Below are 23,748 nucleotides of genomic sequence, written 5' to 3'. Positions count from 1 at the left end.
GGTCCCTCACGGTTGTCCGTTTACGTCCGGGGTTTGCAGCCGCTTGCGGATGATGCCGACGATCCACGTTACGGCCGGGATCGCCAGACCGACGACCACGATGTAGGGAATCCACACGGTCCGGTCGAATTCCGCGGCGTAGACGACGTCGGGATACACGACCAGCGAATAGACGACGACCAGCATGCCGAGGGGAAGCACGAGCGGCCGGTAGTCCCGGAGACGGAACAGATGCGCAATTCCCGTCACGCATCCGTAAAAATAAAAGACCGTCTTGAAGTACACGGTGATAAACCAGATCGCCGCGATCAGGATCTCGACGCGGGCGAAAAAATTGCCGACGTTGATCCGTTTCGCGAGAGAATAGCTGGGAAACATCTGCCTCTCGCTGACATCCGCTCCCAAGACCGCGATGGAAAGGAACGTGATGAGCACGACGAACAAGCCGCCGGCCACCGTTCCCTCGAGCATGGCCCTGTCCGCCTTTTTGGGGTCTGAAACCTGTACGGGATAGAGCATGAATAACGCGAGATAAGGCAGCGCGGAGGTACCCGTCAAGGAAACGGCCCCTTTGATCAAGGAGGCCGGATCGGCCTCCAACACGGGCTGAAGCTTTTCCGCGTCGATTTGGGGCAGCAGGCAGCCGATCAGGATCAAGAAAAGCAGGACGATCCAGGGGAATAAAATTTCTCCCGTCCTGGCCAGCGTTTCGAGCCCGAGGCGAAGACCCATGACCACGATCGCGGCGAATAGAATATTGATCGCCTGGATCGGGGTTTCCGGCATCACTTGGGTATTGATGAAGTTGCCCAAATAAAACAAAACCGTGGTCGACCCGACGAAAGAGAAAAAAACGAAAGCCAACGTCATGAGCTTGCCGATCCATTTGCCGTACACGTTGTCGTAATATTGCGCGAACGTCATGTTCCGGAAGCTTCGGGCGATAAGGCGGTACAAAAAGACGACGGCCACGTTGAACGCCAGACCCAAGAGAGAAGCGATCCAGGCATCCTGTTTGGCTTCGGCGGCCAAACCCGACGGGATGATCAAAATCGTCGTGCCGACCGTGTACAGGAACACCAGGATGGCGAATTGGCGAACGGAAATGGCGGCTTGTTCCACGGCCCTTCCCTCCTTCGTTCTACAGTTATTGCCATCGGCGCTGACGATAAACGTGCATCGGGATTCGATCCATCGGGTATCATGCTGCCAAACTTCGGGTGATGGCTCGTTCGACGTGTAACCTTTTCCCGCTTTTTACGTCTAACCATGGCGGAGAGGAGATGACGGGTAACCATGAGAAAAAAATGGACGGGATTCGCGATCGTCTTGTCGGTATGCATGAGCTTGCTGGCGCCTGCGGGGCACAGCCGTGCCGCGGATACGAGCGTGAAGGTTACGCTGCCTAAATTTGCCGTAAGCCTAAACGGGCATCAGGTGGACAACGCGTACCGGCAATACCCGCTGTTGGTGTACCGCGGGATTACTTATTTTCCGATGACCTGGAACGATTCCCGACTGCTTGGATTGGAGACGAACGAGTCGCCGGAGAGCGGCTTGAACGTTCGGCAAAGCCCCGTGGCCTCCGCGTACGCGCCCGACAAATCCAAGAGCCGCAATACGGCTGCATACACGGCGAAGATTTCCACGGGGTCCATTACGGTCAACGGCAAAGCGATCCTGAGCGCCAAGGAACCTTATCCGATCTTAAGCTTCCGGAACGTGGCGTATTTCCCGCTCACCTGGCGTTTCGCGCATGACGAATTCGGGTGGGATTACAAATGGAGCGCGGACGGCGGGCTTCGCATCACGTCCCATAACCCGCAGCTGCAAACGGCGGGTCTTCCCGCTTATGCCGGCAAGAACGATGTCGCGCTGTTCAAAGGCTACTATTACTTCGTTGAAACCAAAGGCGCGATGAACCACGTCTATCGGGCGCCCGAGAAACAGCCGTCGGCCAAGAAAGAGATTTATTCGTACGCTTACGATAACCTGGATTGGCCGCAAACCCAACTATCCTTTCAAATCCGCGACAATACGCTTTGGTTGACCTATCACGTGGGAGGAGGGGTCATGGGAAGCGACCGGTTCGTGAAAATCGGGGATGACGGAAAAGCGGAGTTGATGCACGACGGCTATCTGGATTTCCGCGAGACGCCTTACGGCACGCTTATCGTCCGGCTTGCCGCATCGGCGTTCGAGGGCGGCAACCTGATCTTGTCTCCCTCCGGGAAATCGGGGCCGAACAATCCGAAGGTCGGAGACCCGGGGCTGATGTACGCCGTTCGGAATGACAAGACCTCCTGGGATTTAGGACCGGGAATCGTCCCTTCCTACATGGCCGTTATCGGAGAGTATGCGTACGTGTACGCTTCGCGCAGCGAATCCGATGCCAACCACATTTACAGAATCAACCTGAAGACGAACCAAACCGAAAAAATCGTCAGTTCGAGCGTAAGTTGGTTCCGGGACATCGAGAATAAGCTCTACTATATAAAAGACGAAGACCAGGCGTTATATTCGGCCGCGCTGGACGGCTCGGGCGAAACGAAACTGTCCGACCATGCGGTATCCTGGTTTGACGGCATCGACGGGAATGTATTTTATGCGACGAAGAAAAGCACGTCCCAGTTCGAGCTGTACAACGCCGATCCAGACGGGGATGACCCTCTCGTATGGTCATCGCCGATCGTCCGCGCCCAAGTCGCGGGCGGCCGGCTCGTATGCGAGCTTGGCGGCAAAGACGGCGTCGCGATCCTGGACAGTGACGGCCGCTTGCTGGCGAAGGTGACGGATCCGATCTCCCGCGTGCTGCCGTCCGACGAGGAAGTATTGCTCCTCTCCGCCCGGGATTCCTCGATCGAGCTTATTCGTTGATCGCGAATTAACGCAAGAAGCCGGCATCCGTCGGGATGCCGGCGTTCTTGCGTTCCATACGATCTATGAGACTCTACCGAGCCTGACGGCGAAAGACTCGCCGAAAGCCGCCAATTGCGCAAAAGAAATCCGATAGAAAGCCCTCTCGTTCACGATCGTCCTTTCGGCCCCCGGCAACCCCTCGAAACGCTTGCGCGGCTTCATGATTGGTCGATGATCCATCTCTTAACCTCCTGAAAGCCGCTTTCGCTTTATCGCTCTTCCCTTACGGCTGTGAGCTTTTCACGATTTGCGCGACTTCCTCGGTGATCCGGTCTCCGCCGGACGTTCTCCATTCCCGGACGAAATCGTCAAACGCGCTTACCGGCTTGTCTCCGACGATAATCTGAAGGAACGTTTCGTTCTCCAGCTTCTGCAGGCCGTCCCACTTCGTCTCCATCGTCGGCGTGGTGCCGTAGAACAGGCTGCGCACCTCCACCATCGGGGCTTCCGTTAAAGCATTGCCTCCGACCAGATACGATTGCGCGGTCTTCCATGCATCAAGGTTTTTCTTCGGGTTTTCTTTGTCTTCCAGCGCAAAGTCGTACACGGTCTTCGTGTCGGGGTCGAAGCCATTCGGGTCGATCTCGCCGGCCAACGCTTTCCGCACGTTGTCGGAACGCTGCTCGATCGCGTCGGAATAATCGAGCAGCAAGTCGAACGGATAATAATGACGAAACTGGATTCCCGTCTGCGCGGCGTAATTTTGCAGCTCGCGGACTTCCGCCGCATGCGGGTCCCGCCACCGTTCCAGCCGCGTAAACGCGTTGAGCAGCCGGATCGCCGCCTCCGGATGCGCGTATCCCTTGCGGACGACCAGATACCGATCCGTCACGGGCGCCGCGTGCGTGACGAATTTCCCTTGCGTGTCCAGAGGCACGGCGTAGGCGCGCCACTCCGCTTTCGTATCTTCGGCGATTGCGGCGGACAACGGCCAGTACGGCATCCACCACGGTCCGAACAAGAGGCCGGACCGGTTTTCGAGAATCGGCTTTCCCGGCTCCTGGTAGAGGACGAACTGGCGATCCAGCCACCCCTGCTTGTACCATTCCGCCAGAAGGGCGAGCGCTTCCTTGTTCTCGGGCGCGATCGAGCCATAAACGACATTGCCGTCCGGATCCCGGATCCAGTTCTTCGGAAACGCATGAAAAGCGCTGAAAATCGTGTCGAACCCGCCCACGTTCGGCTTCTGTCCGTAGACGACCGCTTTCGTCCCCGATAAGCCGACCGTATCCCGCTTCCCGTTGTTGTCGGGGTCGCGAAAGGCGAAAGCCCGCGCGACGTTCCCGATGTCGGCGAGCGTCTTCGGCGGCTGCAGCCCCAAGCGGTCCAGCCAATCTTTGCGCACCCACAGCAAGGAAGGCGCGTCCGCCTCGATGGCGACGTTCGGCATGCCGTACAGCTTTCCGTTCGACGAAGCTTCCCGAAGGGCCGTGCCGTTCGTAGAATCATAGATGCCCTTCACCAAGCTGGACGCGTACTCCTGATAGATGTCCGTCAAATCCTCCGCTTGGCCGTTCCGGATCATCCTCTTCAGTTGGTCGCGGTCGACGACCATCGCGTCGGGCAAATCGCCGGCGGCGATCGCGAAATCCGCCTTCTGCCGGAAATCCTCTTCGCTCTGCGCTTCCCAGGCATGAACGACCTTAATGTTCGTCAAGCTTTCCAAATAACGGGATACCGGGTTGTTGTCGTTCGTGTCTCCGGGCGCCAGCCGGGATTCCGGGATTTTGAACGCGATGCGCAGCGTGATGGGGGTCCCGTATTTGCCGTATGCCTTCTCTTCATCGGCCGCTTCCGGTTTCTTGGTATCCGCCGCGTCCGAACCGCCGCGGCAAGCCGTACCGGCACCTAAGAAAAGAGCCAGCACGACCGTTGCGATCAAGCGGACCCGTCTGCTCATTTCGTTCCCCCCGGCCTTGCCGACGTAACGCGGTACTCGGACGGAAGCATGCCGACGCGTTCGCGGAACAGCCTGCTGAAATATTTCTCGTCCTCGAAGCCCGATGCGAGCGCGATCTGATGGACCGGGTCGGCCGTTTCCCGCAGCAGGCGCTTGGCCCGGTCGATCCTCATGTCCCGCAGCACGGAACCGAACGGTTCGCCGGCGAGCCGCGCGAAGCACTGGCTGAAATATCCTCTGCTCATGTTGACGCGGGCCGCCACGTCGGCTTGGTTGATTTTATGTCCCGCGTGTTTCCTCATGTACCGAACGGCGCGGATAAGGCACAGCAGCACTTCCGCCGTGAACGAAAGCTCGACCAAACGCCGCTTGACGACATCCGAGTATTGCAGCAGCCACGACTGCCAATCCGCCCAGGTCCGGTTGCGTTCGATCGCCGCATGGAGACTTTCCGCCTCCGCTGCAGGCAACAGCATGCCGCCCCACTCCCGGCATAAGGATTCTCCGAAGCCGCGCAATAACTCCGGGTCGGGACGCAAGCCGCCGATCGTCCGCTTGAAGTCCTCCCAGCCGGCGGCATCCAGCGCCCACTTCATGTCCAGCGCGTCCTTGAACGTCTCGGACGGCTGACGGCCCGCGGCGCGGTCCGCGCGGACCCGTTCGCCGAATGCCAACCATAACGGTTCGTCGCCGGCCGGCGAATAGAACCATTCCCGCGGCAGCCAATCCGCGAATTCCTTCTCCGCCTCCTCCGCCGTCAGGCCGGACACGCCGGTGACGAACGCGGATTCCCACCGTCCGCCGAGCCGGGCTTTGATTTCCCGCTTGATTTCCTCCATGGGGCTGGAATGGAGGAGCGGCGCAAGCCACATGCCGCCGATCGGCATGACCGGATTGCGCCGGACGAACGGCAGCTCGAACAGTTCGGCGCTCCCGCCTTCCGCGGGAACGAGGGGCCGGAACACCAGGGCGGAGTCCGCCGGAATCTTCTTCTGCGCCTCGCCCGTGAGATGGGCGGCGCGGGTACCTACCTCCCATTCGATCCGCTCGACGATGCGGCGCATCACCTCGTCCGCGTTGTCCAGCTCGAGCAGCGTCTTGACGATGTAGTCGATCGCCCCGAGCCTCAGCGCTTCCTGCACGAAATCGAACTCGTGATGGCAGGTGAGCACGACGGAACGGACGCGGGGATGGCGGATTCTCGTCTCCTTGATCAGATCGAAGCCCGACATCCCCGGCATCGTGATGTCCGTGAACAGCAAGTCCGCGTTCGTCTGCCGCAGCACCTCGAGCGCCGTCTTGCCGTCTCCCGCTTCCCCGACGACGACCATGCCGTACGATGACCAATCGAACAAAGAAATGAAGCCTTTGCGCACCAGCTTCTCATCGTCGACCACCACGGCCTTAATCATCGAAATCCTCCTTCCGCATCTTCGGGATGACGATCGTCACCGTCGTTCCCGCCCCCGGCTCGCTGTCGATCCGCAGCGTCATCCGATCGCCGTAGTAGCGCCGCAGCATCCGATTCACGTACGAGAGGCCGATGCCGAGCCCGCGGCGTTTCGCTCCCTCGTCGTCCGTCAGCAGCCTTTCGGCTTCCCCGGGTTCCAGTCCGGTTCCGTTGTCCGCGACGCGCAGCAGCAGGCTGCCGTCCCCTTCCGATCCGACCGTGAGTTCGATCCTGCCGTTGCCGTCGCTAAGTCCGTGGTAAATCGCGTTCTCCACGATCGGCTGGAGCAGGAACCGGGGAACGGCGACGTTCATGACGTCTTCGTCCGCGCGGACATGGAACGCGAATTCGTAATCGTACCGGATCCGCTGCAGTTCCATATAGAGACGAACGGCCTCGATTTCATCCCCTACCGTCACGATCAGGCTCTGTTTTCCCAAATTGTAATGCAGCAGTTTGACCAGCAGCGTCGCGAGCCGGTCGATTTCCTTCTGTCCGTTCATCCGCGCCAGCCATTGCATCGTATTGAGCGTATTGTGCAGAAAATGGGGGTTGATCTGGCTGAGCAGCTTCTCGATCTCGAACTGGCTTTTCTGCTTCTCGTTCCGCGCGACGGCGGTGATCAGCTCGTTCACCTTGTTTTTCATCACTTGGAAGTTGTTCAGCACGAAGTCGAACTCCTCGACGTTCGTGAACGAGACCGGCGCGGTCGGATTCTCCGCCATCCGGACGATCTCCTTGTTCACCTTGCGCAGCGGACGGTAAATCATTTTCCAGATCAGAAGCGCGAGCAGTCCCGCGAACGCCGTCGTCGACAGCGCCAGCACCAGCATTTTGCTCAGCCAGGAATAGATCTCGCTGTTGAACGCCGACTTCCGGACGGCCGCGACGAGCTGCCAGCCCTGCGGACTCCGGTATCGGAACAGGTGATAGCCTTTGTACTCCTCATGAGGGGAAACGCCGCCGAGCCTTACCCGTTCCCGGATCTCGGAGGGGATGCCGTCGTCTTCGACATAGGCGATGTTGTTCCGGTCGCCCACGAGCAGATGGGTCACTTCCATGCCGTACGATTGCCGGTTCAGAATATGGCGGAACAGACTGTAATTGGTTTCCAAATAAATATACAACGTCTGGCTTCCGTCCACCTGCACGGTGCGCATCTCGGAGAACACCAGATTGTCGCTGTTATTGTACATCGTCTTGTGCGGACCGAAATAATCCGCGCCGTTATAGTGGAGCAGCGGCGGCAGCTGCTGGATGTCGGGCGCCCGGTCCATGGTGAGATTCGAGAACAAAACGGGGTCATAAGCGCCGGGTAGAATATACGCGGTCAACCCCAGATTGGGATTCGTGAAATTGACCAGGTTGACTTTCTCGTTAATGGAAGCCATGATCTGCGATTTCCGGGAGATTTGCTGCTCTTGCAGATAGGCAGACATCTCCGACGCGATCTGGCCGTCCAGCGCGAACTGCTTGGACGCGAAATCGAGGTTGTTGATCGTATATTCGAGTGCGGCCGCCTCTTGGTTCAGACTGGCGCTGATGCCGCTCCGGATTTTCCCGGAGAGAATGTCGTAAATCGAGCTGTAGGACAGGGCGCCGACCAGAAGCAAGGGCAACAAACAGCCGATCATCAGGTAGACGATGAGCGAGCGCCGCAGCGAGCGGACCTCGAACCGGCGGCGCAACAGGGGGAATACGGTCACGTTCCATGTCTCCCTTGGTCTGTAAGCGTTGTCACGGCCATTATAGCACACGGCTGATCAACCGTCCCCGCGTCGGCTCGCCGAACGGCGAATACCGCCCGCCTCCGGGGAAGCGAGCGGCATGCGTTACTGGCGGCTCCGTTCTCTCTTACTGCTGGACGCTCTTTCTGGATTCGAACAGCTCTTCCGCTTTCTTGACGGAGAACGCCAGCACCTCGTCGTAGCCAAGGCCTTTGACCTTATCCATCATCTCCTGCTTGTACTTGTCGTATTGCGCTTCGTCCTTGGCGAAAATCATTTTCCACGAGTACTGCTGGATGACGGTACCGATCTGCGCGTTCTTCTGCTCGAGCGCCTTATCCATCATGAGCGGCGGCTTGCCCGTGAAGCCTTGCGGAGCGACCGCGATCATGTTGTTCTTCACGAAATACTCTTTCGGCGTCAGCGCGCCCATCTTGTCGCGCCATTCCTGGTCCAGTTGACTCGGATTCCGCTTGAGCGACGACGTCCACAGGTTATGGTCGTACGGTTCGCCCGTCTCCGGATTCGTGAGCCCCGGCGCGACGTTGGAGAAGTTGATCTGGCTTTGGCCGTCGTAGAACGTGCCGCCGCCGTATTCGTCCGGCACGATCGTGCCCTTCTGGTCCGCGAATGCCTGCCAGCCGAAATCGGTGACGAACGGCTTGCCGTCCTTGTCGAGATCCCAGGTCAAGCCTTTCGGCCCGTTCTGGATCGCCGTGCCGCCGCCCGACGACAGCATGGCGCCTTCCGGCGTATACAGCCAGTTGATGAATTCCATGATGCGCTCGGGCTCCTTCGCTTTCGCGCCGATCGCCATGATCCAGTCGTTGCCGTACTGGTTGAAGCCCCAGGAATAGACTTTCTCTTCCTTGAACGGCACCGTCGCGAACCCTTTGCCGACGGCCGTGCGATCGGGCGTATTGTAGTTGGCGGAGCCGAGCCACGGGAACCAGGAGAACAGGAGACGGCCGTCCTTGTATTTGCCGACGACGTCGTCGAACTTCTGGGTCAAGGAGTCCGGATCGACCAGCCCCATCTGGTTCGCGTCGAAGTACAGCTTCAGGGACTTCATGTACCAGCTGTCGTCGGACAGGAATTCGTAGTATTTGTCTTCGTCCGCGGCGACGTACAGCAGCGTGGCGCCGTTCTCGTCGTAGCCGTACATGTTCGCGAACTGCTTCGCGAGCGTCATCTTGTAGTTGCCGTCCCAGTCCGACCAGAGGGAGAACGCGTACGTCTTCTTGCCTTGCTCGTTCTTCGGCTCGAGCTCCTGCATTTTCTTGAGGACCCCCAAATAATCCTGCGGCGTCCGGATCTCGGGATAGCCCAGCTGCTTATACAAATCCCAGCGAAGCTCCGGCCCCCACGTCAGGTCCTTGCCTTCGGACGGTCCCGGCTGGTTGCCCGCCACGTTATGGCCGAGCCCGTACACCGCTTGGCCGCCGCCGAACGCGATTTTCGCTTTCTCGATCGCTTTCGGGAAGTTGTCGACGATGTATTTGCCGTATTTGTCCAGCAGCCCGTCCTTCGTCCAGTCCAGCAACAGACCGCCCTTGATGGCGTTCGGGTAATCGGTCTTGTCGCTTCCGAACACGACGATGTCGCCAAGGTCGCCGGAAGCCATCATGGCCGCGATCTTATTCTGGCCTCCGTCGAGGTTGGAGGCGATGATGTTCAGCTTGATGTTGAACTTGTCCTTCAGGATTTTGCCGTACCAGCCCGTCTGCTCGCCCGCGTAGTTCGCGGTCGTCGAGAAGACGGTGAGCTCGAGCTCCTTGGTGTGATCCAGCCCGCCTTCCGGACTTGCGCTCGCGCTGGCGCCGGATCCGCCGCTGGACGGCGACGCGCTTGCCGGCGGGGAATTCTTCGATTCCTCGTTCTTGCTGCTGCTGCACGCCGTGACGGCAACCGCCAGGATGGCCGCGAGCGCAAGACTCGTCAACTTTTTGAAACGCATGCCTTGTTGCCTCCCTTTGGATAATGACAATCGGTTATAGTTCAACTCCGCCGGGCGGCGGAGACAAACCCGGTTCCCCATGGCTTCGCATGCCCGCGGCTTACCCTTTCACGGCCCCGATCATGATGCCTTTGACGAAATAGCGTTGGAAGAACGGGTAGACGAGCAGGATCGGAAAGACGACGATCATCGTCACCGTCATCCGGACCGAAGTCGGCGTCTGCATGTTCCGCACGTCGACGGCCCCCAGGTTCTGCGCGCTCTTGATCAGCGCGGCCAGCGAGCTTGACTCGTTCAGATAGCGCCAGAGCAAGTACTGCAGCGTGTAATACTTCTTGTCCGTCATCAGCCAGGCGGTATCGATGAACGAGTTCCACTGGTTCACGGCCGAGAAGATCGTGATCGTCGCCAGGATCGGCGTGATCAGAGGAAAGATGATGCTGCCGAATATCCGCAAATACCCCGCGCCGTCGAGAGCGGCCGATTCCTCCAGCGACGGCGGCACCGCTTCGATGAACGTTTTCACGAGGATGATGTTGAACGGAGCGATGATCGTCGGCAGGATGTACGCCAAGTAGTTGTTGGTGAGATGCAGCATGTGCATCGTGCTGTACCAGGGAATCATGCCCGCGCTGAAATAGAGGGTGACGACGACGGCGCGGTACATGATTTTGCGGCCCCACATCTCGTTCTTCGTGAACAGGTAACCGAGGAAAGCCGATGCCCCCACCGTGAGCAGCGTGCCGACGACGGTGCGGTAAAGCGAGACGAAGGCGGCGTGTCCCAGCCCTTTGATCTTCAGCACCGAAACGTAGTTATCGAAGTGGATCCCCCGCGGGTAAAACGTGATATACCCCATCGTGGACAGGTCGTTGGCGCTGATCGTGTTGATGAACAAATAGTAGAACGGGAAAATGCAGGTCAAGGTAAAGAGGCCGAAGAACGCATAGTTGATCGTATGGAACGCGGCGTCCCCGGCGCGAAGCTTGCGGCTTTTCACGGCGTTACCCTCCCGGACCTTAGATGATCGACTCTTTCCGGACCCACTTGGACATGCCGTTGGCCAGGAAGAGCAGGAATACGCTGATGATCGATTTGAGCATGCTGACGACCGTCGCGAACGCGAAGTTGTTGCTGAAGGCGATATTGTAGACGTACAGGTCCAGGACTTCGATCGTGTCCTTGTTCATGGCGTTCTGGAACGCGAAATACTGTTCCATCCCGTTGTTGACGAAGTTGCCGATGGACAGGAGCAGCAGCACGAAGAACGTCGGCATGATCCCCGGCACCGTGATGTGCCAAATTTTGCGGAACCGGCTGGCGCCGTCCACTTCCGCCGCCTCGTACAGCTCCTGGTCGATGCCCGTGATGGCCGCGAGGTACAGAATCGCGCCCCAGCCGAGGCTTTTCCACCAATACCATGCGATCATCGCGAGCCAGACGTTGCGGTTGTTCGCGAGGAAGTTGATCCCATCGTCGATGAAGCCGAGCTTGAGGAGGAGCGTATTGACCAACCCGTTATCGACGGAGAACAGAGTGAACGCGACCGAATACACGAGGATCCAGCTGATGAAGTTCGGAATCGTGGTCAGCGTCTGGACGATCCGCCGGTACCATCCCGTCTTGATCTCGGTCAGCAAGATCGCGAAGACGACCGGCAGGAACGAAGTCGCGATGCCGAGGCCGCTCATGGCGACCGTGTTCTTCATGACCCGGACCACTTCGGCCGTCTGCGTCGGATTCTCCGCGATCGTTCGGAACCACTTGAAGCCGACGAACGGCGTTTTTTCCAGCGGGATACCGGGGATGTAGTCGTAGAAGGCGTAAATCCATCCATAGATCGGCAAGTAGTAGAAAATGAAGGTGACGGCGAGGAAAGGCAGGGCCATCAGGAAGAGCTTATACTTGTTCGGGAGTCTCCGGCCCGGCTTCGCTGCGGCCGATCCGAGCTGGGCAAGTTGGTCAGCCGGTACGGACATGTTCGCAAATCCCCTTTTGCTCCGTTTCGCGGCCAGCTGCCCGGCCGCCGCTTGTATGCGATTTCATTCTAAAGCAGGGCGGCAGGCGTCCGGGAGGGAAAATCGGCATCGGCTGCGCGAAAGGCGTCCGCCGTTATCGGACCGTTTTCTCCGCGAAGTGAACCGTTTTCACCCCTCGAAACGGCAAGAAAAAGCGTCAGTGCGTTTTGTCTGACGGTCCGTCGAGAGGCGCCGCACCTCGGATTAGCGCACCACGTGCTCTATTTTGCAAATTCGGCTGTCCAATTGCCTCCAAAAAAGCAAGTATCACGGCACGATTCCCCGGACCGCCGAAAGAGCGCAGCACATCAATCCAGTATCGGTGCTCGTACTTCTCGGAGCAGAGAAATTCTCCGGGTGCTGCACCATAAGGAGAAGAAAGACCGCTTCCAACGGTCCCTTCGTACCGAAGAAAGCGGTCTTGGTATTCCCACGAAAATTGGCCCCGAAAGCACTGGTTACTTTTCCGGAATGATTTCGTTGATGCAATGGAGGGCGTTGAGCGTTCTGGGGAAACCCATATCGGGCAGGCAATGCGTGATGGCGGCGATCATGGTTTCTTTGTCATGGCCTACGTTCAGGTTACCCGACACATGCGCCTTCACCTGGTTTTCTGCACCGCCCAGCGCGCTTACGATGCAGAGCGTAAGCAGCTCCCTCGTCTTAAGTTCGAGTCCGCCGCGGGTGTAGAAGTCGCCAAAGCAGAAGGCGGAGAGATCATCCTGAATATGCCTCTGGTTTGCGGGGGCGTTCTCCCGATTTTTCGCGATGATGTCCCCGAAAATCTCAACCTGCACGGCGAGCCCTTGTTCAAACCGGTTGTCTTCCTCCACCCGCTTCTGGCTTTCGAGCGGCAATGCGATATTCCGGGCCTTCAAAACCTCGTTCGTCTCCGCGATGGCATTGAGCGTTTTCGGAAAGCCGATATACGGCGCGCACTGGTACACGGCTTCTTTGATTTCGATCGGCGTGAGCCCGACGTTCAGCGCGGCATGCACATGCGCCTTAAGCTGGGGCAAGGTTTGGTTCGTGGTCAACACCACCAGGGTTATGAGCTCCCTCTGCTTGTCATCCAGGCTGCCTTGATGGAAGACCTCACCGAAAATGAAACGGCTCAGGATGTCCTGGAAATCGGGATCCGTGGCATACGCTGCCGGTACTCCATCGCCGAATAGTTGCTTGTACTTCTCCCCGCTCTTTTCAATTCGGTCCATATATGAGCCTCCTGTTTCTTGCGCCTCAATCAAAGAGGCACGCCCGTGCAGGCGTGCCTCTGCTTCTATCCTCAGCTATGCGAACTCGTCATTCTTTCCCCATGGTGCCGATGTCGATCACGAATCGATACCGGACATCGGATTTGAGTACGCGCTCCCAGGCTTCGTCGATCCGGTCGGCGGATATGACCTCAATTTCAGGAGCAATACGATGCTCGGCGCAAAAATCAAGCATCTCCTGCGTTTCGCGAATCCCGCCGATCATCGATCCGGCAAACGACCGGCGATGGCCGATCAGCGAGAAGACGTTAACCGACAACGGATCCGCCGGCGCACCCACGTTGACGAGCGTACCGTCCAGAGCCAGCAAGGAAAGGTAGGCGTCCAGGTCGATTTTCGCGCTCACGGTGTTCACGATGAGATCGAACGAGCCCGCCAGTTTTTTAAACGTTTCCGGATCGCTCGTGGCGTAATAATGATCCGCGCCAAGCCGCAAACCGTCTTCTTTCTTTTTCAGTGACTGAGATAAAACCGTTACCTCCGCCCCCATGGCATGAGCGAGCTTCACGGCCATATGCCCGAGCCCGCCAAGGCCGACGACCGCGACCTTCTTGCCCGGAGCAGCGCCCCAGTGGCGCAGCGGCGAATACGTCGTAATGCCGGCGCACAAGAGCGGAGCGGCGACGTCGAAGGCGAGACCGTCGGGAATTCGGACCACGAAGTCTTCGGTTACGACGATATGGGTGGAATAGCCGCCCTGCGTATATTGCCCGTACCGGTCGATGGCTGCGTAGGTGCCCGTATTGCCGTGAAGACAATACTGCTCCTCTCCCTTCCGGCAGTTCACGCACTCTCTGCAGGAGTCCACCATGCAGCCTACCCCGACTCGGTCGCCGACGGCATATTTGGTGACTTCCGAACCTACCTGCGTGACGATTCCGGCAATCTCGTGTCCGGGAACGAGAGGATATTGCACCGGTCCCCACTCGCCGCGAGCGGTATGAATGTCGGAGTGGCAGATACCCGCGTATTTAATCTCAATAAGGACATCATGCGGCTGGAGATCCCTGCGTTCGATCGTGGTCAGTCTGAATGGACCTTCGGGGCTGAATGTTGCGCGCGCTTGAACCGTAATCAAAGTTTAACCTCCTGAAATCCGTTGCACTCCGCGTGCGGAAGAACCGGATGATCGATATTAGTCTTGCTCGGCATGTGCTTGAATGTGCATCTGCTGTTGCCTTTCATGGCCTTGGTAGGACTGCTGTGCTGCGGTTGTAGCGCCCGATTGTTGCTGCGCGTACTGGATCAGATCGCGGCACTGCTGGATCACTTGACTCCAGTTGCGATTGGAGCAAGCATGATGGATTTCCTGGCACTGTTGCTGCCAGTTTTGTTCGGCTGCTGTCATGTTGAACCCCTCCTTTGTCATACGACTGCCTATTTTAACCAAGGATTAGGGTCGGCCTTGCCGGCTTCCTTTATTCGCTCATGTCCCGGAGAGTTGCCTTGTTGGAGTCATCATGCAGCTTCTTAGGAAAATGGCTCCAAAACTCAACAATAATGAAAGCAACCCCGCCAACACCACGTATGGCGTGCCCATTTCGGAGATCAACACACCGCCTGCTGCCGCGCCAACGGTCGTTCCCACGTTACAGGAGGAGATGAATAATCCGTTGGCGAAATCCGGCGCTTCGGGAGCTGCGGACGCAATCAAATACTGATTGATATTGGCCATGATCCCTCCCGCCAATATTCCCCAAACAAAAGTCATGGTTTCCATTGGTACCGCAAACCGTCCCGTGAAGAATAAGAGGATGTATACGGCACCCAATAACAATGGGAAAAACACGACGGACCGATTGGCGCGATGCGTAAGCAATCTTCCCGCGACGATGTTTCCGATCATATTGGCTCCGCCGAAGACGAATAACGTTAAACTTATGGCATTCGGAGTCATATTCGTTACGGCCTTCAGATATTCCGCAACATAANGTCGCTCTAAGAAAGGGATGGGGCATGACTTCACCCCGAAAAGTTATCAGTTCTGAACGCTCAAAAAAGGCCGACTCCGGCTCGCAACCAGCCGGAAATCGACTTTTTTTTCAATACGCCAACCAGCGGCGAAGCCCCGGCATCGGGTCCCCATCCGTAAAATATTCTAAACCGACGTACCCTTCGTACCCGGCTTCCCGGATCGCCCGGAACACGTTCGGGTAGTGGATCTCCCCTTGGTCGAGCTCGCCTCTGCCGGGATGGCCGGCCGCGTGCATATGCCCGATCCAGTCCAGGTTCCCCGCGATCCGGCGGATCAAATCCCCTTCGGTGACCTGCTGATGGTAAATGTCGTACAGGACCTTCACGTACGGGCTTCCGACTTCCCGCACGATGCCGAACGCTTCGTCGGAGGAGGACAAATAATAGCCCGGATGATTAATCGCCGTATTGAGCGGTTCCACGGTGAGCGTGACGCCCGCTTCTTCCAACAGCGGCACGCAGGCGCGAAGCCCTTCCACCAGGCTGGCCCGCTGCTCTTCTCGCGGAATACCTTCCCGCTCATTCCCCGTCTGCGAGATAAGCGTGCGGCATCCCAACAGCCGAGCGGCGTCCAGCGACTCCCGCAAACCGGCCAAGTACTCGTCCCGCCGCGCGGGATCGACCAAGCTGACGAAACGCGTGCACATCGCCGCCGGCGCGAGCCCCGTCTCTTCTTGCACCCGCGACAAGGCGTCCAGATCCTTGTCCCACCAAGACCAGAACTCGTAAGCGCCGTACCCTGCCTCCGCGGCCCGTCTTACGGCCTCCGCCTTCTCCACGCCCCGAAACACCGCGTCCACGCACACCGATAAGCGCATATACCGGCCCCTCCGCCCGTTTTTTAATCGAACCAACCTTTCCGCTTGAACCACGCATACATGCCGACCCCGAGCCCGACCATTACGCCGAGCACGGCAAAATATCCCCAGTGCCAATTCAACTCGGGCATGTAGCGGAAATTCATGCCGTAAATGCCCGCGATAAACGTCAGCGGCATGAAAATGGTCGTGATGACCGTCAGCGTCTTCATGATTCCGTTCATCCGGCTGGACCGGATGGAGTCGTAGCTGTCCCGCAAATCCGCGGTCATTTCCCGGTCGGCCTCGATCATGTCCGTCAGCTTGAGCAGATGGTCGTGGATGTCCGTATAATAGGCGACATGCTCGCGCATGCCGGGAATTTTGTCCGAGTTCAAAATCCGGTAAAGCAAATCCCTCATCGGGATGACGGTGCGGCGCAAGCGCAGCAGGTCGCTCCGAATGTCGTACACCTCGTCGATCAGCGTCTGCAGCGGCTCGGAATCCTCCCGGGTCTCCAGGTCGTTCATGTGGTCCTCGATCCGGTACAGCGTGGGAAAATAGTTGTCCACGAGTTTGTCCAGAATCAAATAAGCCACGAAATGGTGATCGCGGTTTCCGACGGCCTCCGGCTCCTGCATGCGCCGCCACGCTTCCTGCACTTCCGCGGATGGCTGCAGATGGAACGTCACGATGCCCCGGGCCCCGATGAAAAAATCGATTTCGTCCACTTTCAGCGTATCCGGATCGATCCCATGCACGACGAAAAAGTGGGTACCCTCGTAGTGATCCACCTTGGGCCGTTGAAGCAAATGCAGGCAATCCTCGATGGCCAAAGGGTGAAAATGGAAAAACGTGTCCAGCAGCTTCGTTTCTTCCTCCGACGGACAGTCGAAGTCGACCCAGAACCATTTGACGTACGATTCGTTCAGGGTATGCAGAGGGACGTCCTCGATTTTTTCCCCGTCGTCCTTAATGGCCAGCGTGTGCAGCAAACGCGATCACCTCATACGGTCATTATGCGCTACGGCAGGGCCGTTGACAACTTGTGAATCCGTCATAACCGAAGGTCGGGAGGAGCAAACTGAAACCGATCCGTCCATGCAAGGAGGTGGATGAAATGGGCTCCAAGCAGCAGGGACACGGCCGGCAAAACACGACGACCCGCACCTCCGACAAGAAGGGCAACTCGTCCGGGAACAACCATTGACCGCTCGAACGTCCGGGAATCCCTTGCGAACCGCAAGGGATTTCGTTTGCCCGCGGAACCGTGTAAGATGGAATTGGAACGGACCCCCATACCGGAACCTCCGGAAAGGAGCTGCCGCATTGAAAACCCGGGAATTCGGCTGGCCGTCGGACGGCGGCCGTAAGGTATACGCCATCGAGTGGACGCCGGACGACGAAGCGTCGGTCCGGACGGTCATCGCCGTCACGCACGGCATGGGAGAGCATACGGGACGTTATCTCCACGTGGCGGAAAGCTTCACGGCGGACGGATACGCCATGCTGGCTTTCGACCAACTGGGGCACGGCCGCACGGAGGGCAAACGCGGACACACGAACTCCTATGACGATTTGCTCGAAGGCATCGACCGGATGCGGGAGGAAGCCGCCCGCCGGTTCCCCGGCAAACCCGTCATCCTGTTCGGGCACAGCATGGGGGGCAACTTGACGCTGAACTATTTGCTGCGCCGCAAGCCGGACGTCGCCGGCGCCATCGTCGTCGGTCCTTGGCTGAAGCTGGCCTTCGATCCCCCCGCCCTGCAAGTCGCCATTGCCCGCGTGGCGCAGCGCATCATGCCGGCCTATTCCAACCACCGGCCATTCAATCCGACGCACCTGACCTCGGATCCCGTCATGCTGGAGCGGCTGCGGGAAGACAAGCTGGGACACGGCTTCATCACGGCCAAATTCTTCGTCAGCGTGCACCGCGCCGGCTACTGGGCGCTTCAGCATGCAACGGAACTGTCCGTCCCGTTGCTGCTCATGCACGGCGGCGCGGATTCCGTGACCTCCGTCGCCGCCAGCCGCCAGTTCGCGGCGAACGCCGGCCCTTTGTGCACGTACCGGGAATGGCCCGGCCTTCGGCACGAGCTGCACAACGAGCTGCAGCGGGAGGACGTCTTCCGCGTCATGAAGGCGTGGCTGGCGGAACGGCTCGCCTCCGTGCGGTGATCCGCCTCGCGCAGGCGCAAAAAGCCCGCGCTCCCATCCCGGGAACGCGGGTTTTTCCATTCCGATGGCGGCTTTGCCCATCCCTATTCCGCCGGCTGCTCCCGATCGGGCAGCTGCCGGATATAGCTGTCGGAATAGCGGAGCAGGTCAAGCGCGTTGCGGTATTCGTCTTCCGTGATGTCGGTCGAGCCCGAATCCGTGCCTTTCAACGGATACTGGGTTCCGTCATCGTAATCGTTCCCGGGAATGAACAGCACTTCGCCGCTGATCATCGAACCGGAAGGCAGATAGTACCTTTGCGGCAGCAAGTTGTATGGCTGGTTCAGGATGTCCTCTCCGAAATGGAGCTGTCCGTCCAGCGAGAAACCCATCAGGTTCGCCACGGTCGGCAGCACGTCGACCTGTCCTCCGACCTGGTCGAACGTCCGGGGGGACGTGACGCCGTCTCCGGCGATGATCAGCGGAATGTTGATCATGTCGGAATAGTCGTAATCCCGGCCGTAAATCTCCTTCATCAGACCGGCTTCCTTGCTGTCCAGGGAGAACTTGGGCAAGCCCACGTGGTCCCCGTACACGACGATCAGGCTGTTTTGCCATACGCCGTTCGCTTTCAGCGTGTCGATGAACTGACCCAGCGCGTAATCGGCGTAATTCTGGGCGCGGACGTAATCGCCCACCATCGTGCCTTCGTACCGTTCGGGAAGCGTCATTTTGTATTTTCTTTCCGGAATCGTAAACGGGTGGTGCGCGCTCAAGCTGATCAACTGCGCGTAGAACGGCTTGCCGGAGTCGTCCATCTCTTTCAGCTTCTCGCTTGTCTTGCGGTACAGCACCTCGTCCGAGGAACCGAAGAAAATTTTATCCTCGTCGCCGAAAAACTGTTGGTCGTAGTAACGGTTCCAGCCGAGCGCCTTGTACAGCTCGCCCCGGTTCCAGAACTCCACGATGTTCGTATGGAACGTGGCGGTGTCGTACCCGTTCGCTTCGAACAGCCTCGGCTGGCTCGGCAATTCCTTGTCCACGTATTCCCCGGAGGCGGCGCCGTGCGGCGGCACGTAGAACGAGGAGTTCACGACGAATTCGGCGTCCGACGTGTTGCCCTGCCCCACTTGCTGATAAAACTTGTTGAAGTAGAAGTTTTCGTGCGCCAGTTTGTTCATGTTCGGCGTGACTTCCTGCCCGTCCAGCTTCAGATCGATCAGGAAATTCTGGAACGACTCCATTTGGATGATGATCAGGTTCTTGCCGGCCGCCGCCCCATGGAACTGGGGATCGGCAGGCTCGTTGATGCCTTTCAACTCGTTAACGGCCTGCTGGGTGATGGCTTCTTTGTCCACCGGCTTCTCTTTTTTCTCGTCGGCCAGAAGGGTGAACGCTTCATAGTTGAGAATGCCCATTTCTTCGGCTTTTTTGATCTCGTTCATGCTGGCGCGGTTCGGCAGCACCTGGAACAAGCACAAGGACAGCGACAGCACGAACACCACGGTCGTGACGCTCTTCGGCATCCGCAGGGAGCCCAGGTTCCGCCACATTTTCCGGTTGCGGTTGCGGAAAGCCATGAGGATCAGGACGACGATGTCGGTGAAAATCAGCAGGTAGTACGGATGAAGCAGCGAGAACACGCTGTTGCTGACCGCGGTAACCTGGTTGACTTGGTCCAGCGCGTGGTAGGTTACGATGACTCCGTAATATTGGTAGTACATGATTACGGCGAAGAAAAGTCCGGTCAGCAGCAGATTGACGATCATGTACAGCAAAATCTTGCGCTTGGCGGAGAAAAATTCGATGAGGCAAAATAAGATCCAGATGAACGGCAGCTCGTTGAGCAGGGGCTTCCACAGCCACGACGCCGGCGTCTCGAATATCACGAGATACGCCAGGGCGCTCTTCAGGATCAGCAGCAGCGAAAAGAACAAAAACGGCCTTTTGGTCAGAAACTGATTCATGGCCTCGAAACGCAGATCCTCCTCTCCCATATCCGGATTCATTTAGGTGAATCCTTCTCTCTCTGTACACCCTATAGTATCAAAAAAATCGGGTTTCGGAAAATCCGCCATCCGCGCAACCGCCGAACCGACGCAAAGCGGCCCCGGGCGGCCATGGGCCCGGGGCCTCGATTCGGGTGGAACGGATGCGGGATACTTACCCTTTTTTCGCCGACAACCAATCGGCAAGCGCCTGAATCTCGGCGTCCGACAGCGTTCCTTTGAATGCCGGCATGCCGCCGCCGCCCCCGGAGATCCGGGTCGTGATGTCGGCGGCCGACAATCGGGCCCCTACGTCCTGAAGGTTCGGCCCGACGCCTCCGTGCAAGTCGGCGGCATGGCAGGCTACGCAATTTTTCGAAAATACCGCTTCCGCGTCGACCGTGCCGGCCGCCCCAGACGGAGAAGCCGCGGGAGTACCGGCCGGGGAACCAGTCGGAGACGCGGCGGGCGCCTGGGTTTGGTCCGGGGCTCCGTTATTGTTCCTCTGGCAGGCGGTCACGGCGAGGAAAACCGTGAAGATAAGCACGACGGCGGCCAGTTTTTTCATGCTTCAAGACCTCCTGATCCAAAACCTGCATTTTGGGTTCATCTTACCATCCCCCGATTTCCCCCTCTCCATTCAAAAGCCGCATGGCGCACCCGCAGAATACCTTGGCAAAGTTTGGGCAACGTAAGGAAGCGGAATCCAAAATGCCTGCAACGCGGGGTGATGGCAATCGAACTGCGGGACGATCTCGTGAGCCATTTGGCCGAGCTCCGCAAACGGCTGATTTGGGTCGGCGCCTGGTTCCTGGCGGCGATGTGCGGAGGCTTGTACTTGTCGCCGGACATCTTGCTGCGCCTGAAGCGCGGGCCGGCCGGCATCGCGGTCGAATGGAACGTATTCTCGTTCACCGACGGCCTGTTCGTCTATTTGCGATGCGCGTTTCTGTTCGCGGCCTTGATGACGCTGCCGCTGCTGCTCTACCACGTCTGGGCGTTCGTCCGGCCGGGGCTCACCGAGCGGGAGGCGAGGGAGACGTTCCGGTACGTGCCGGCTTCCTTCTTCCTGTTCCTGACGGGCATCTCGTTCGGCTATCTGGTCGTGTTTCCGATGATGCTCCGCTTCATGAAAGAGATGAACGAAAGCCTGGGGGCCGTGGAGACGTACGGAATCGACCGCTATTTCTCCTTCCTCTTCAACGTCGTGTTCCCGCTCGGAGCGGCGTTCGAGATGCCCCTCGCCGTCTTGTTCCTGACGCGGCTCGGCTTGCTGACGCCGGCCCGTCTCCGGCATGTCCGCAAATACGCGTACGTCGGACTCGCCGTCGTGGGCTCCTGCATCTCGCCGCCCGATTTCGTGTCCCACCTGTCGGTGACGGTTCCGCTGCTGCTCCTGTTCGAGCTCAGCGCGCTCCTCTCCGTGCGGTATGCCCGCAAGAAAGCCGCGTCGGCGTCTCCGGCGCCGGCTCCCGGTTGAACGACTGCAAACCTGTCATTTCAAATCCAAGGAGGTCCTGACCCATGTTCCACAACATCGGAATTTCCGGCTTGCTGATCATTCTCGTGATCGCGCTGATCGTCTTCGGTCCCGCCAAGCTGCCGCAGCTCGGCAGGGCGTTCGGCGACACGCTGCGGGAGTTCCGCAACTCCACCCGGGGCATTACGGACGACGATAAAGCCGAGCCCATCGAGCTGCTGAAGGAAGAGGCGCAGAAGCTGAGCTGAGGCGGTGCGGTTCATTTGATACATGTAAGGACCTCATTTTCCCTGGCAGGGAAAATGAGGTCCTTATCTATGCATCAGGCTTTTCAAAAAATATCGCCCCCGGGCTCAGAGAGTTCGGGGGCGTATTGCATGATCCGAAGGTCAAACGAGCAACCCGCCCGATTTGGCGTACTTGAGAATCCCCTCCGAAGCCCGGTAGGCCAAGGCGCCCACCGTATCCGTCGGGTTGTAGCCGGAGTTGTGGGGGAAATTGCTGGCCCCGATGACGAACACGTTCTCGGCCTCCCACATTTGCAGGTAGTTGTTCACCACGGACGTATCCGGCGAGGAGCCGATGATGGTGCCGCCCGTGTTGTGGGTGGACTGGTAGGTCGTGATCTCGTAAGGGCCGAGCGACTTCGCCTTGTCGATCTTCGACGCGCCCATCTCCTTCATGATCTCCGCGCACCGGTCCGTCATGTAGGCGGTGAGTTCTTTGTCTTGATCCTCGAAATCGAAGGTGAGCCGCGGCAAAGTGTCCCCGAACGCGTCCTTGTACGTCGGATCCAGATCGACGAAATGATGCTTCCAGGGCATGGAAGAGCCCTGGGCGCCGACTTTCAGCGCGCTGTTCGCGTATTTGACCGAGGCGGCTTTGAATTCCTTGCCCCAAGTGGGCGTGCCGGACGGAACCGTGTTGTTGCCGATCGGGCGGAAACCGGTCTGCCCGATGCTGATCGAAGCCCCGTGGATGAATTTGACGTCTTTGTGGTCGAAATTGTCTCCGTTGTAATCGTCCAGGTTCATGCCGAGCGAACCCGCGCCCGCGAACAGATTGAATTTCTTGTCGTCGAAAAAGCCCGTCGCGTTGCCCTTCTGGACCTGGTAAGCGTAATTTTTGCCGACGGCGCCTTTGCCCGTCTTCGGATCGTACGGCGTGCCGAGCTTGGACATGAGCAGGAGCCGGATGTTGTTGAACACGTAGCTCGTCATCACGACGATGTCCGCGGGCTGGACGATGTCCTCGCCCGTCGTGACGTCCGTATACATGACGCCGGTCGCTTTGCCTCCGGTATGTAAGATCCGCCGCACTTGCGAATGGGTCCGGATTTCGAATTTGCCCGTTTTTTTGGCGATCGGAATGACCGTCACGACCGGGTCCGCCTTGGCGCCGTATTCGCAGCCGAAACGTTCGCAGTATCCGCAATATTGGCAGGCCGCTCTCGAAACGCCGTCCGGGTTCGTGTAGTTTTGCGACAAGTTGGCGGAGGGCTGCATGTAAGGGTGGAGATTCAGCTTTTTGGCCGCTTGCTCGAACAGCTGGATCGGCGGCGATTTTTTCATCGGCGGGTTCGGGTAATCGCTGGACCGTTTGCCCGCGAGCGGGTTCGCCTCCCCGGAGATGCCCGCCATCTTCTCGAACTTGTCGTAATACGGCTCCATCTCATCGTACGTGATGCCCCAATCCTGGATCGTCATGCCGTCCGGGATTTTGTTTTTGCCGTAGCGTTCGATCGTCTTGGAGCGGATTTCGAAATCATAGGGGAGAAAACGGAACGTCTGCCCGTTCCAGTGAACGCCCGCTCCGCCTATCCCGTCCCCCAACAGAAAGGATCCGTAGGCGCGCATGGGCAGCGCCCGCATGTTCTCGTTGGCCCGGAACGTCACGGTTTCCTTGGACAGATCCTGCATCAGCTCGTAACGCTGCGCGTATCGCAGCTCGTCGTGCACCATGAAGTAATCTTCCGTCTTGCGCTCCTTGCCCCGTTCCAGTCCGACCACGTCCAGACCGCCCCGGGTCAACTCCGCCGCGATGATCCCGCCGGCCCAGCCGACGCCCACGATCACGACGTCCTTTTTCGGCAACGTTTTAGCCATGC

At 58.6% G+C, this 23,748-nt stretch carries 20 protein-coding genes and 1 pseudogene; 4 read left to right on the top strand and 17 right to left on the bottom strand.

Annotated features, from left to right (window positions below; translation table 11 throughout):
• Positions 1-6: 6 nt before the first annotated feature.
• Positions 7-1,122, bottom strand: a complete 1,116-nt coding sequence (locus PTZ19_RS19270) for a GerAB/ArcD/ProY family transporter (RefSeq protein ID WP_276356792.1) — start codon at positions 1,120-1,122, stop codon at positions 7-9.
• Positions 1,123-1,296: 174 nt separating this feature from the next.
• Here PTZ19_RS19270 and PTZ19_RS19265 point away from each other — a divergent pair, with 174 nt between their 5' ends.
• Positions 1,297-2,877, top strand: coding sequence for a DUF5050 domain-containing protein (locus PTZ19_RS19265; protein WP_276356790.1), 1,581 nt, complete (start codon positions 1,297-1,299; stop codon positions 2,875-2,877).
• Between the two features lie 63 nt (positions 2,878-2,940).
• Here the strand turns inward: PTZ19_RS19265 and PTZ19_RS19260 are convergent, their stop codons facing one another.
• The 13 genes and pseudogenes from PTZ19_RS19260 to corA all read right to left on the bottom strand — a co-directional run bounded on the left by PTZ19_RS19260 (position 2,941) and on the right by corA (position 17,011).
• Positions 2,941-3,099 carry a hypothetical protein gene (locus tag PTZ19_RS19260; RefSeq protein ID WP_276356789.1) on the bottom strand — a complete coding sequence of 53 codons (159 nt, stop codon included), beginning with the start codon at positions 3,097-3,099 and terminating at the stop codon, positions 2,941-2,943.
• A gap of 43 nt (positions 3,100-3,142) precedes the next feature.
• Positions 3,143-4,819 carry an extracellular solute-binding protein gene (locus tag PTZ19_RS19255; protein WP_276356788.1) on the bottom strand — a complete coding sequence of 559 codons (1,677 nt, stop codon included), beginning with the start codon at positions 4,817-4,819 and terminating at the stop codon, positions 3,143-3,145.
• Positions 4,816-6,231 (bottom strand): response regulator transcription factor, encoded by a 1,416-nt coding sequence (locus tag PTZ19_RS19250; protein ID WP_276356786.1) that lies wholly within the window; start codon positions 6,229-6,231, stop codon positions 4,816-4,818. The genes PTZ19_RS19255 and PTZ19_RS19250 overlap by 4 nt, the downstream gene beginning before the upstream one ends.
• Positions 6,224-7,975 carry a sensor histidine kinase gene (locus PTZ19_RS19245; RefSeq protein ID WP_276356785.1) on the bottom strand — a complete coding sequence of 584 codons (1,752 nt, stop codon included), beginning with the start codon at positions 7,973-7,975 and terminating at the stop codon, positions 6,224-6,226. Before PTZ19_RS19245 ends, PTZ19_RS19250 begins: the two co-directional genes overlap by 8 nt.
• Before the next feature lie 148 nt (positions 7,976-8,123).
• Positions 8,124-9,953 carry a type 2 periplasmic-binding domain-containing protein gene (locus PTZ19_RS19240; RefSeq protein WP_276356784.1) on the bottom strand — a complete coding sequence of 610 codons (1,830 nt, stop codon included), beginning with the start codon at positions 9,951-9,953 and terminating at the stop codon, positions 8,124-8,126.
• A 100-nt stretch (positions 9,954-10,053) separates the two neighbouring features.
• Positions 10,054-10,953, bottom strand: a complete 900-nt coding sequence (locus PTZ19_RS19235) for a carbohydrate ABC transporter permease (protein WP_276356783.1) — start codon at positions 10,951-10,953, stop codon at positions 10,054-10,056.
• Positions 10,954-10,972: 19 nt separating this feature from the next.
• Positions 10,973-11,932: an ABC transporter permease gene (locus tag PTZ19_RS19230; protein ID WP_276356782.1), complete on the bottom strand. Its 960-nt coding sequence runs from the start codon at positions 11,930-11,932 to the stop codon at positions 10,973-10,975.
• Between the two features lie 497 nt (positions 11,933-12,429).
• Positions 12,430-13,218, bottom strand: coding sequence for a carboxymuconolactone decarboxylase family protein (locus PTZ19_RS19225; protein ID WP_276356781.1), 789 nt, complete (start codon positions 13,216-13,218; stop codon positions 12,430-12,432).
• A gap of 55 nt (positions 13,219-13,273) precedes the next feature.
• Positions 13,274-14,323: an NAD(P)-dependent alcohol dehydrogenase gene (locus PTZ19_RS19220; RefSeq protein ID WP_276356780.1), complete on the bottom strand. Its 1,050-nt coding sequence runs from the start codon at positions 14,321-14,323 to the stop codon at positions 13,274-13,276.
• Positions 14,324-14,380: 57 nt separating this feature from the next.
• Positions 14,381-14,593: a hypothetical protein gene (locus tag PTZ19_RS19215; RefSeq protein ID WP_276356778.1), complete on the bottom strand. Its 213-nt coding sequence runs from the start codon at positions 14,591-14,593 to the stop codon at positions 14,381-14,383.
• Between the two features lie 78 nt (positions 14,594-14,671).
• Positions 14,672-15,175: pseudogene (locus PTZ19_RS19210) on the bottom strand (MFS transporter); the annotation flags it as partial.
• A gap of 112 nt (positions 15,176-15,287) precedes the next feature.
• On the bottom strand, positions 15,288-16,037 hold the full coding sequence (locus PTZ19_RS19205) for a hydroxypyruvate isomerase family protein (protein WP_276356777.1): 750 nt from the start codon (positions 16,035-16,037) through the stop codon (positions 15,288-15,290).
• Between the two features lie 23 nt (positions 16,038-16,060).
• Positions 16,061-17,011, bottom strand: coding sequence for a magnesium/cobalt transporter CorA (gene corA, locus PTZ19_RS19200; RefSeq protein ID WP_276356776.1), 951 nt, complete (start codon positions 17,009-17,011; stop codon positions 16,061-16,063).
• 334 nt (positions 17,012-17,345) lie between these two features.
• Here corA and PTZ19_RS19195 point away from each other — a divergent pair, with 334 nt between their 5' ends.
• Positions 17,346-18,194: an alpha/beta hydrolase gene (locus tag PTZ19_RS19195; RefSeq protein ID WP_276356774.1), complete on the top strand. Its 849-nt coding sequence runs from the start codon at positions 17,346-17,348 to the stop codon at positions 18,192-18,194.
• 83 nt (positions 18,195-18,277) lie between these two features.
• Here the strand turns inward: PTZ19_RS19195 and PTZ19_RS19190 are convergent, their stop codons facing one another.
• Together PTZ19_RS19190 and PTZ19_RS19185 are read right to left on the bottom strand one after the other, a co-directional pair.
• Positions 18,278-20,140: an LTA synthase family protein gene (locus PTZ19_RS19190; protein ID WP_422615020.1), complete on the bottom strand. Its 1,863-nt coding sequence runs from the start codon at positions 20,138-20,140 to the stop codon at positions 18,278-18,280.
• Between the two features lie 196 nt (positions 20,141-20,336).
• Positions 20,337-20,729: a c-type cytochrome gene (locus PTZ19_RS19185; RefSeq protein WP_276356771.1), complete on the bottom strand. Its 393-nt coding sequence runs from the start codon at positions 20,727-20,729 to the stop codon at positions 20,337-20,339.
• Between the two features lie 162 nt (positions 20,730-20,891).
• Here PTZ19_RS19185 and tatC point away from each other — a divergent pair, with 162 nt between their 5' ends.
• Both tatC and tatA read left to right on the top strand, forming a co-directional pair.
• On the top strand, positions 20,892-21,641 hold the full coding sequence (gene tatC, locus PTZ19_RS19180) for a twin-arginine translocase subunit TatC (protein ID WP_276356769.1): 750 nt from the start codon (positions 20,892-20,894) through the stop codon (positions 21,639-21,641).
• 44 nt (positions 21,642-21,685) lie between these two features.
• Positions 21,686-21,889, top strand: a complete 204-nt coding sequence (gene tatA / locus PTZ19_RS19175; RefSeq protein ID WP_276356768.1) for a twin-arginine translocase TatA/TatE family subunit — start codon at positions 21,686-21,688, stop codon at positions 21,887-21,889.
• Positions 21,890-22,030: 141 nt separating this feature from the next.
• Here tatA and PTZ19_RS19170 read toward each other — a convergent pair whose 3' ends face one another.
• Positions 22,031-23,746 carry a GMC family oxidoreductase gene (locus PTZ19_RS19170; RefSeq protein WP_276356767.1) on the bottom strand — a complete coding sequence of 572 codons (1,716 nt, stop codon included), beginning with the start codon at positions 23,744-23,746 and terminating at the stop codon, positions 22,031-22,033.
• Positions 23,747-23,748: the final 2 nt, after the last annotated feature.

Origin of the sequence: Cohnella caldifontis, from assembly GCF_029360585.1 — a bacterium.
In the GTDB taxonomy this organism is placed as follows: domain Bacteria; phylum Bacillota; class Bacilli; order Paenibacillales; family Paenibacillaceae; genus Cohnella; species Cohnella caldifontis.
This window is presented reverse-complemented; position numbering and strand designations above follow the sequence as displayed.

Bases quoted from the DNA above. Each gene is read 5' to 3' on its own strand.
- PTZ19_RS19260 (WP_276356789.1), bottom strand. From the start codon at position 3,099: ATGGATCATCGACCAATCATGAAGCCGCGCAAGCGTTTCGAGGGGTTG.
- PTZ19_RS19185 (WP_276356771.1), bottom strand. From the start codon at position 20,729: ATGAAAAAACTGGCCGCCGTCGTGCTTATCTTCACGGTTTTCCTCGCC.
- PTZ19_RS19265 (WP_276356790.1), top strand. From the start codon at position 1,297: ATGAGAAAAAAATGGACGGGATTCGCGATCGTCTTGTCGGTATGCATG.
- tatA (WP_276356768.1), top strand. From the start codon at position 21,686: ATGTTCCACAACATCGGAATTTCCGGCTTGCTGATCATTCTCGTGATC.
- PTZ19_RS19215 (WP_276356778.1), bottom strand. From the start codon at position 14,593: ATGACAGCAGCCGAACAAAACTGGCAGCAACAGTGCCAGGAAATCCAT.
- PTZ19_RS19250 (WP_276356786.1), bottom strand. From the start codon at position 6,231: ATGATTAAGGCCGTGGTGGTCGACGATGAGAAGCTGGTGCGCAAAGGC.
- PTZ19_RS19170 (WP_276356767.1), bottom strand. From the start codon at position 23,746: ATGGCTAAAACGTTGCCGAAAAAGGACGTCGTGATCGTGGGCGTCGGC.
- PTZ19_RS19230 (WP_276356782.1), bottom strand. From the start codon at position 11,932: ATGTCCGTACCGGCTGACCAACTTGCCCAGCTCGGATCGGCCGCAGCG.
- PTZ19_RS19240 (WP_276356784.1), bottom strand. From the start codon at position 9,953: ATGCGTTTCAAAAAGTTGACGAGTCTTGCGCTCGCGGCCATCCTGGCG.
- tatC (WP_276356769.1), top strand. From the start codon at position 20,892: ATGGCAATCGAACTGCGGGACGATCTCGTGAGCCATTTGGCCGAGCTC.
- PTZ19_RS19190 (WP_422615020.1), bottom strand. From the start codon at position 20,140: ATGAATCAGTTTCTGACCAAAAGGCCGTTTTTGTTCTTTTCGCTGCTG.
- PTZ19_RS19205 (WP_276356777.1), bottom strand. From the start codon at position 16,037: ATGCGCTTATCGGTGTGCGTGGACGCGGTGTTTCGGGGCGTGGAGAAG.
- PTZ19_RS19255 (WP_276356788.1), bottom strand. From the start codon at position 4,819: ATGAGCAGACGGGTCCGCTTGATCGCAACGGTCGTGCTGGCTCTTTTC.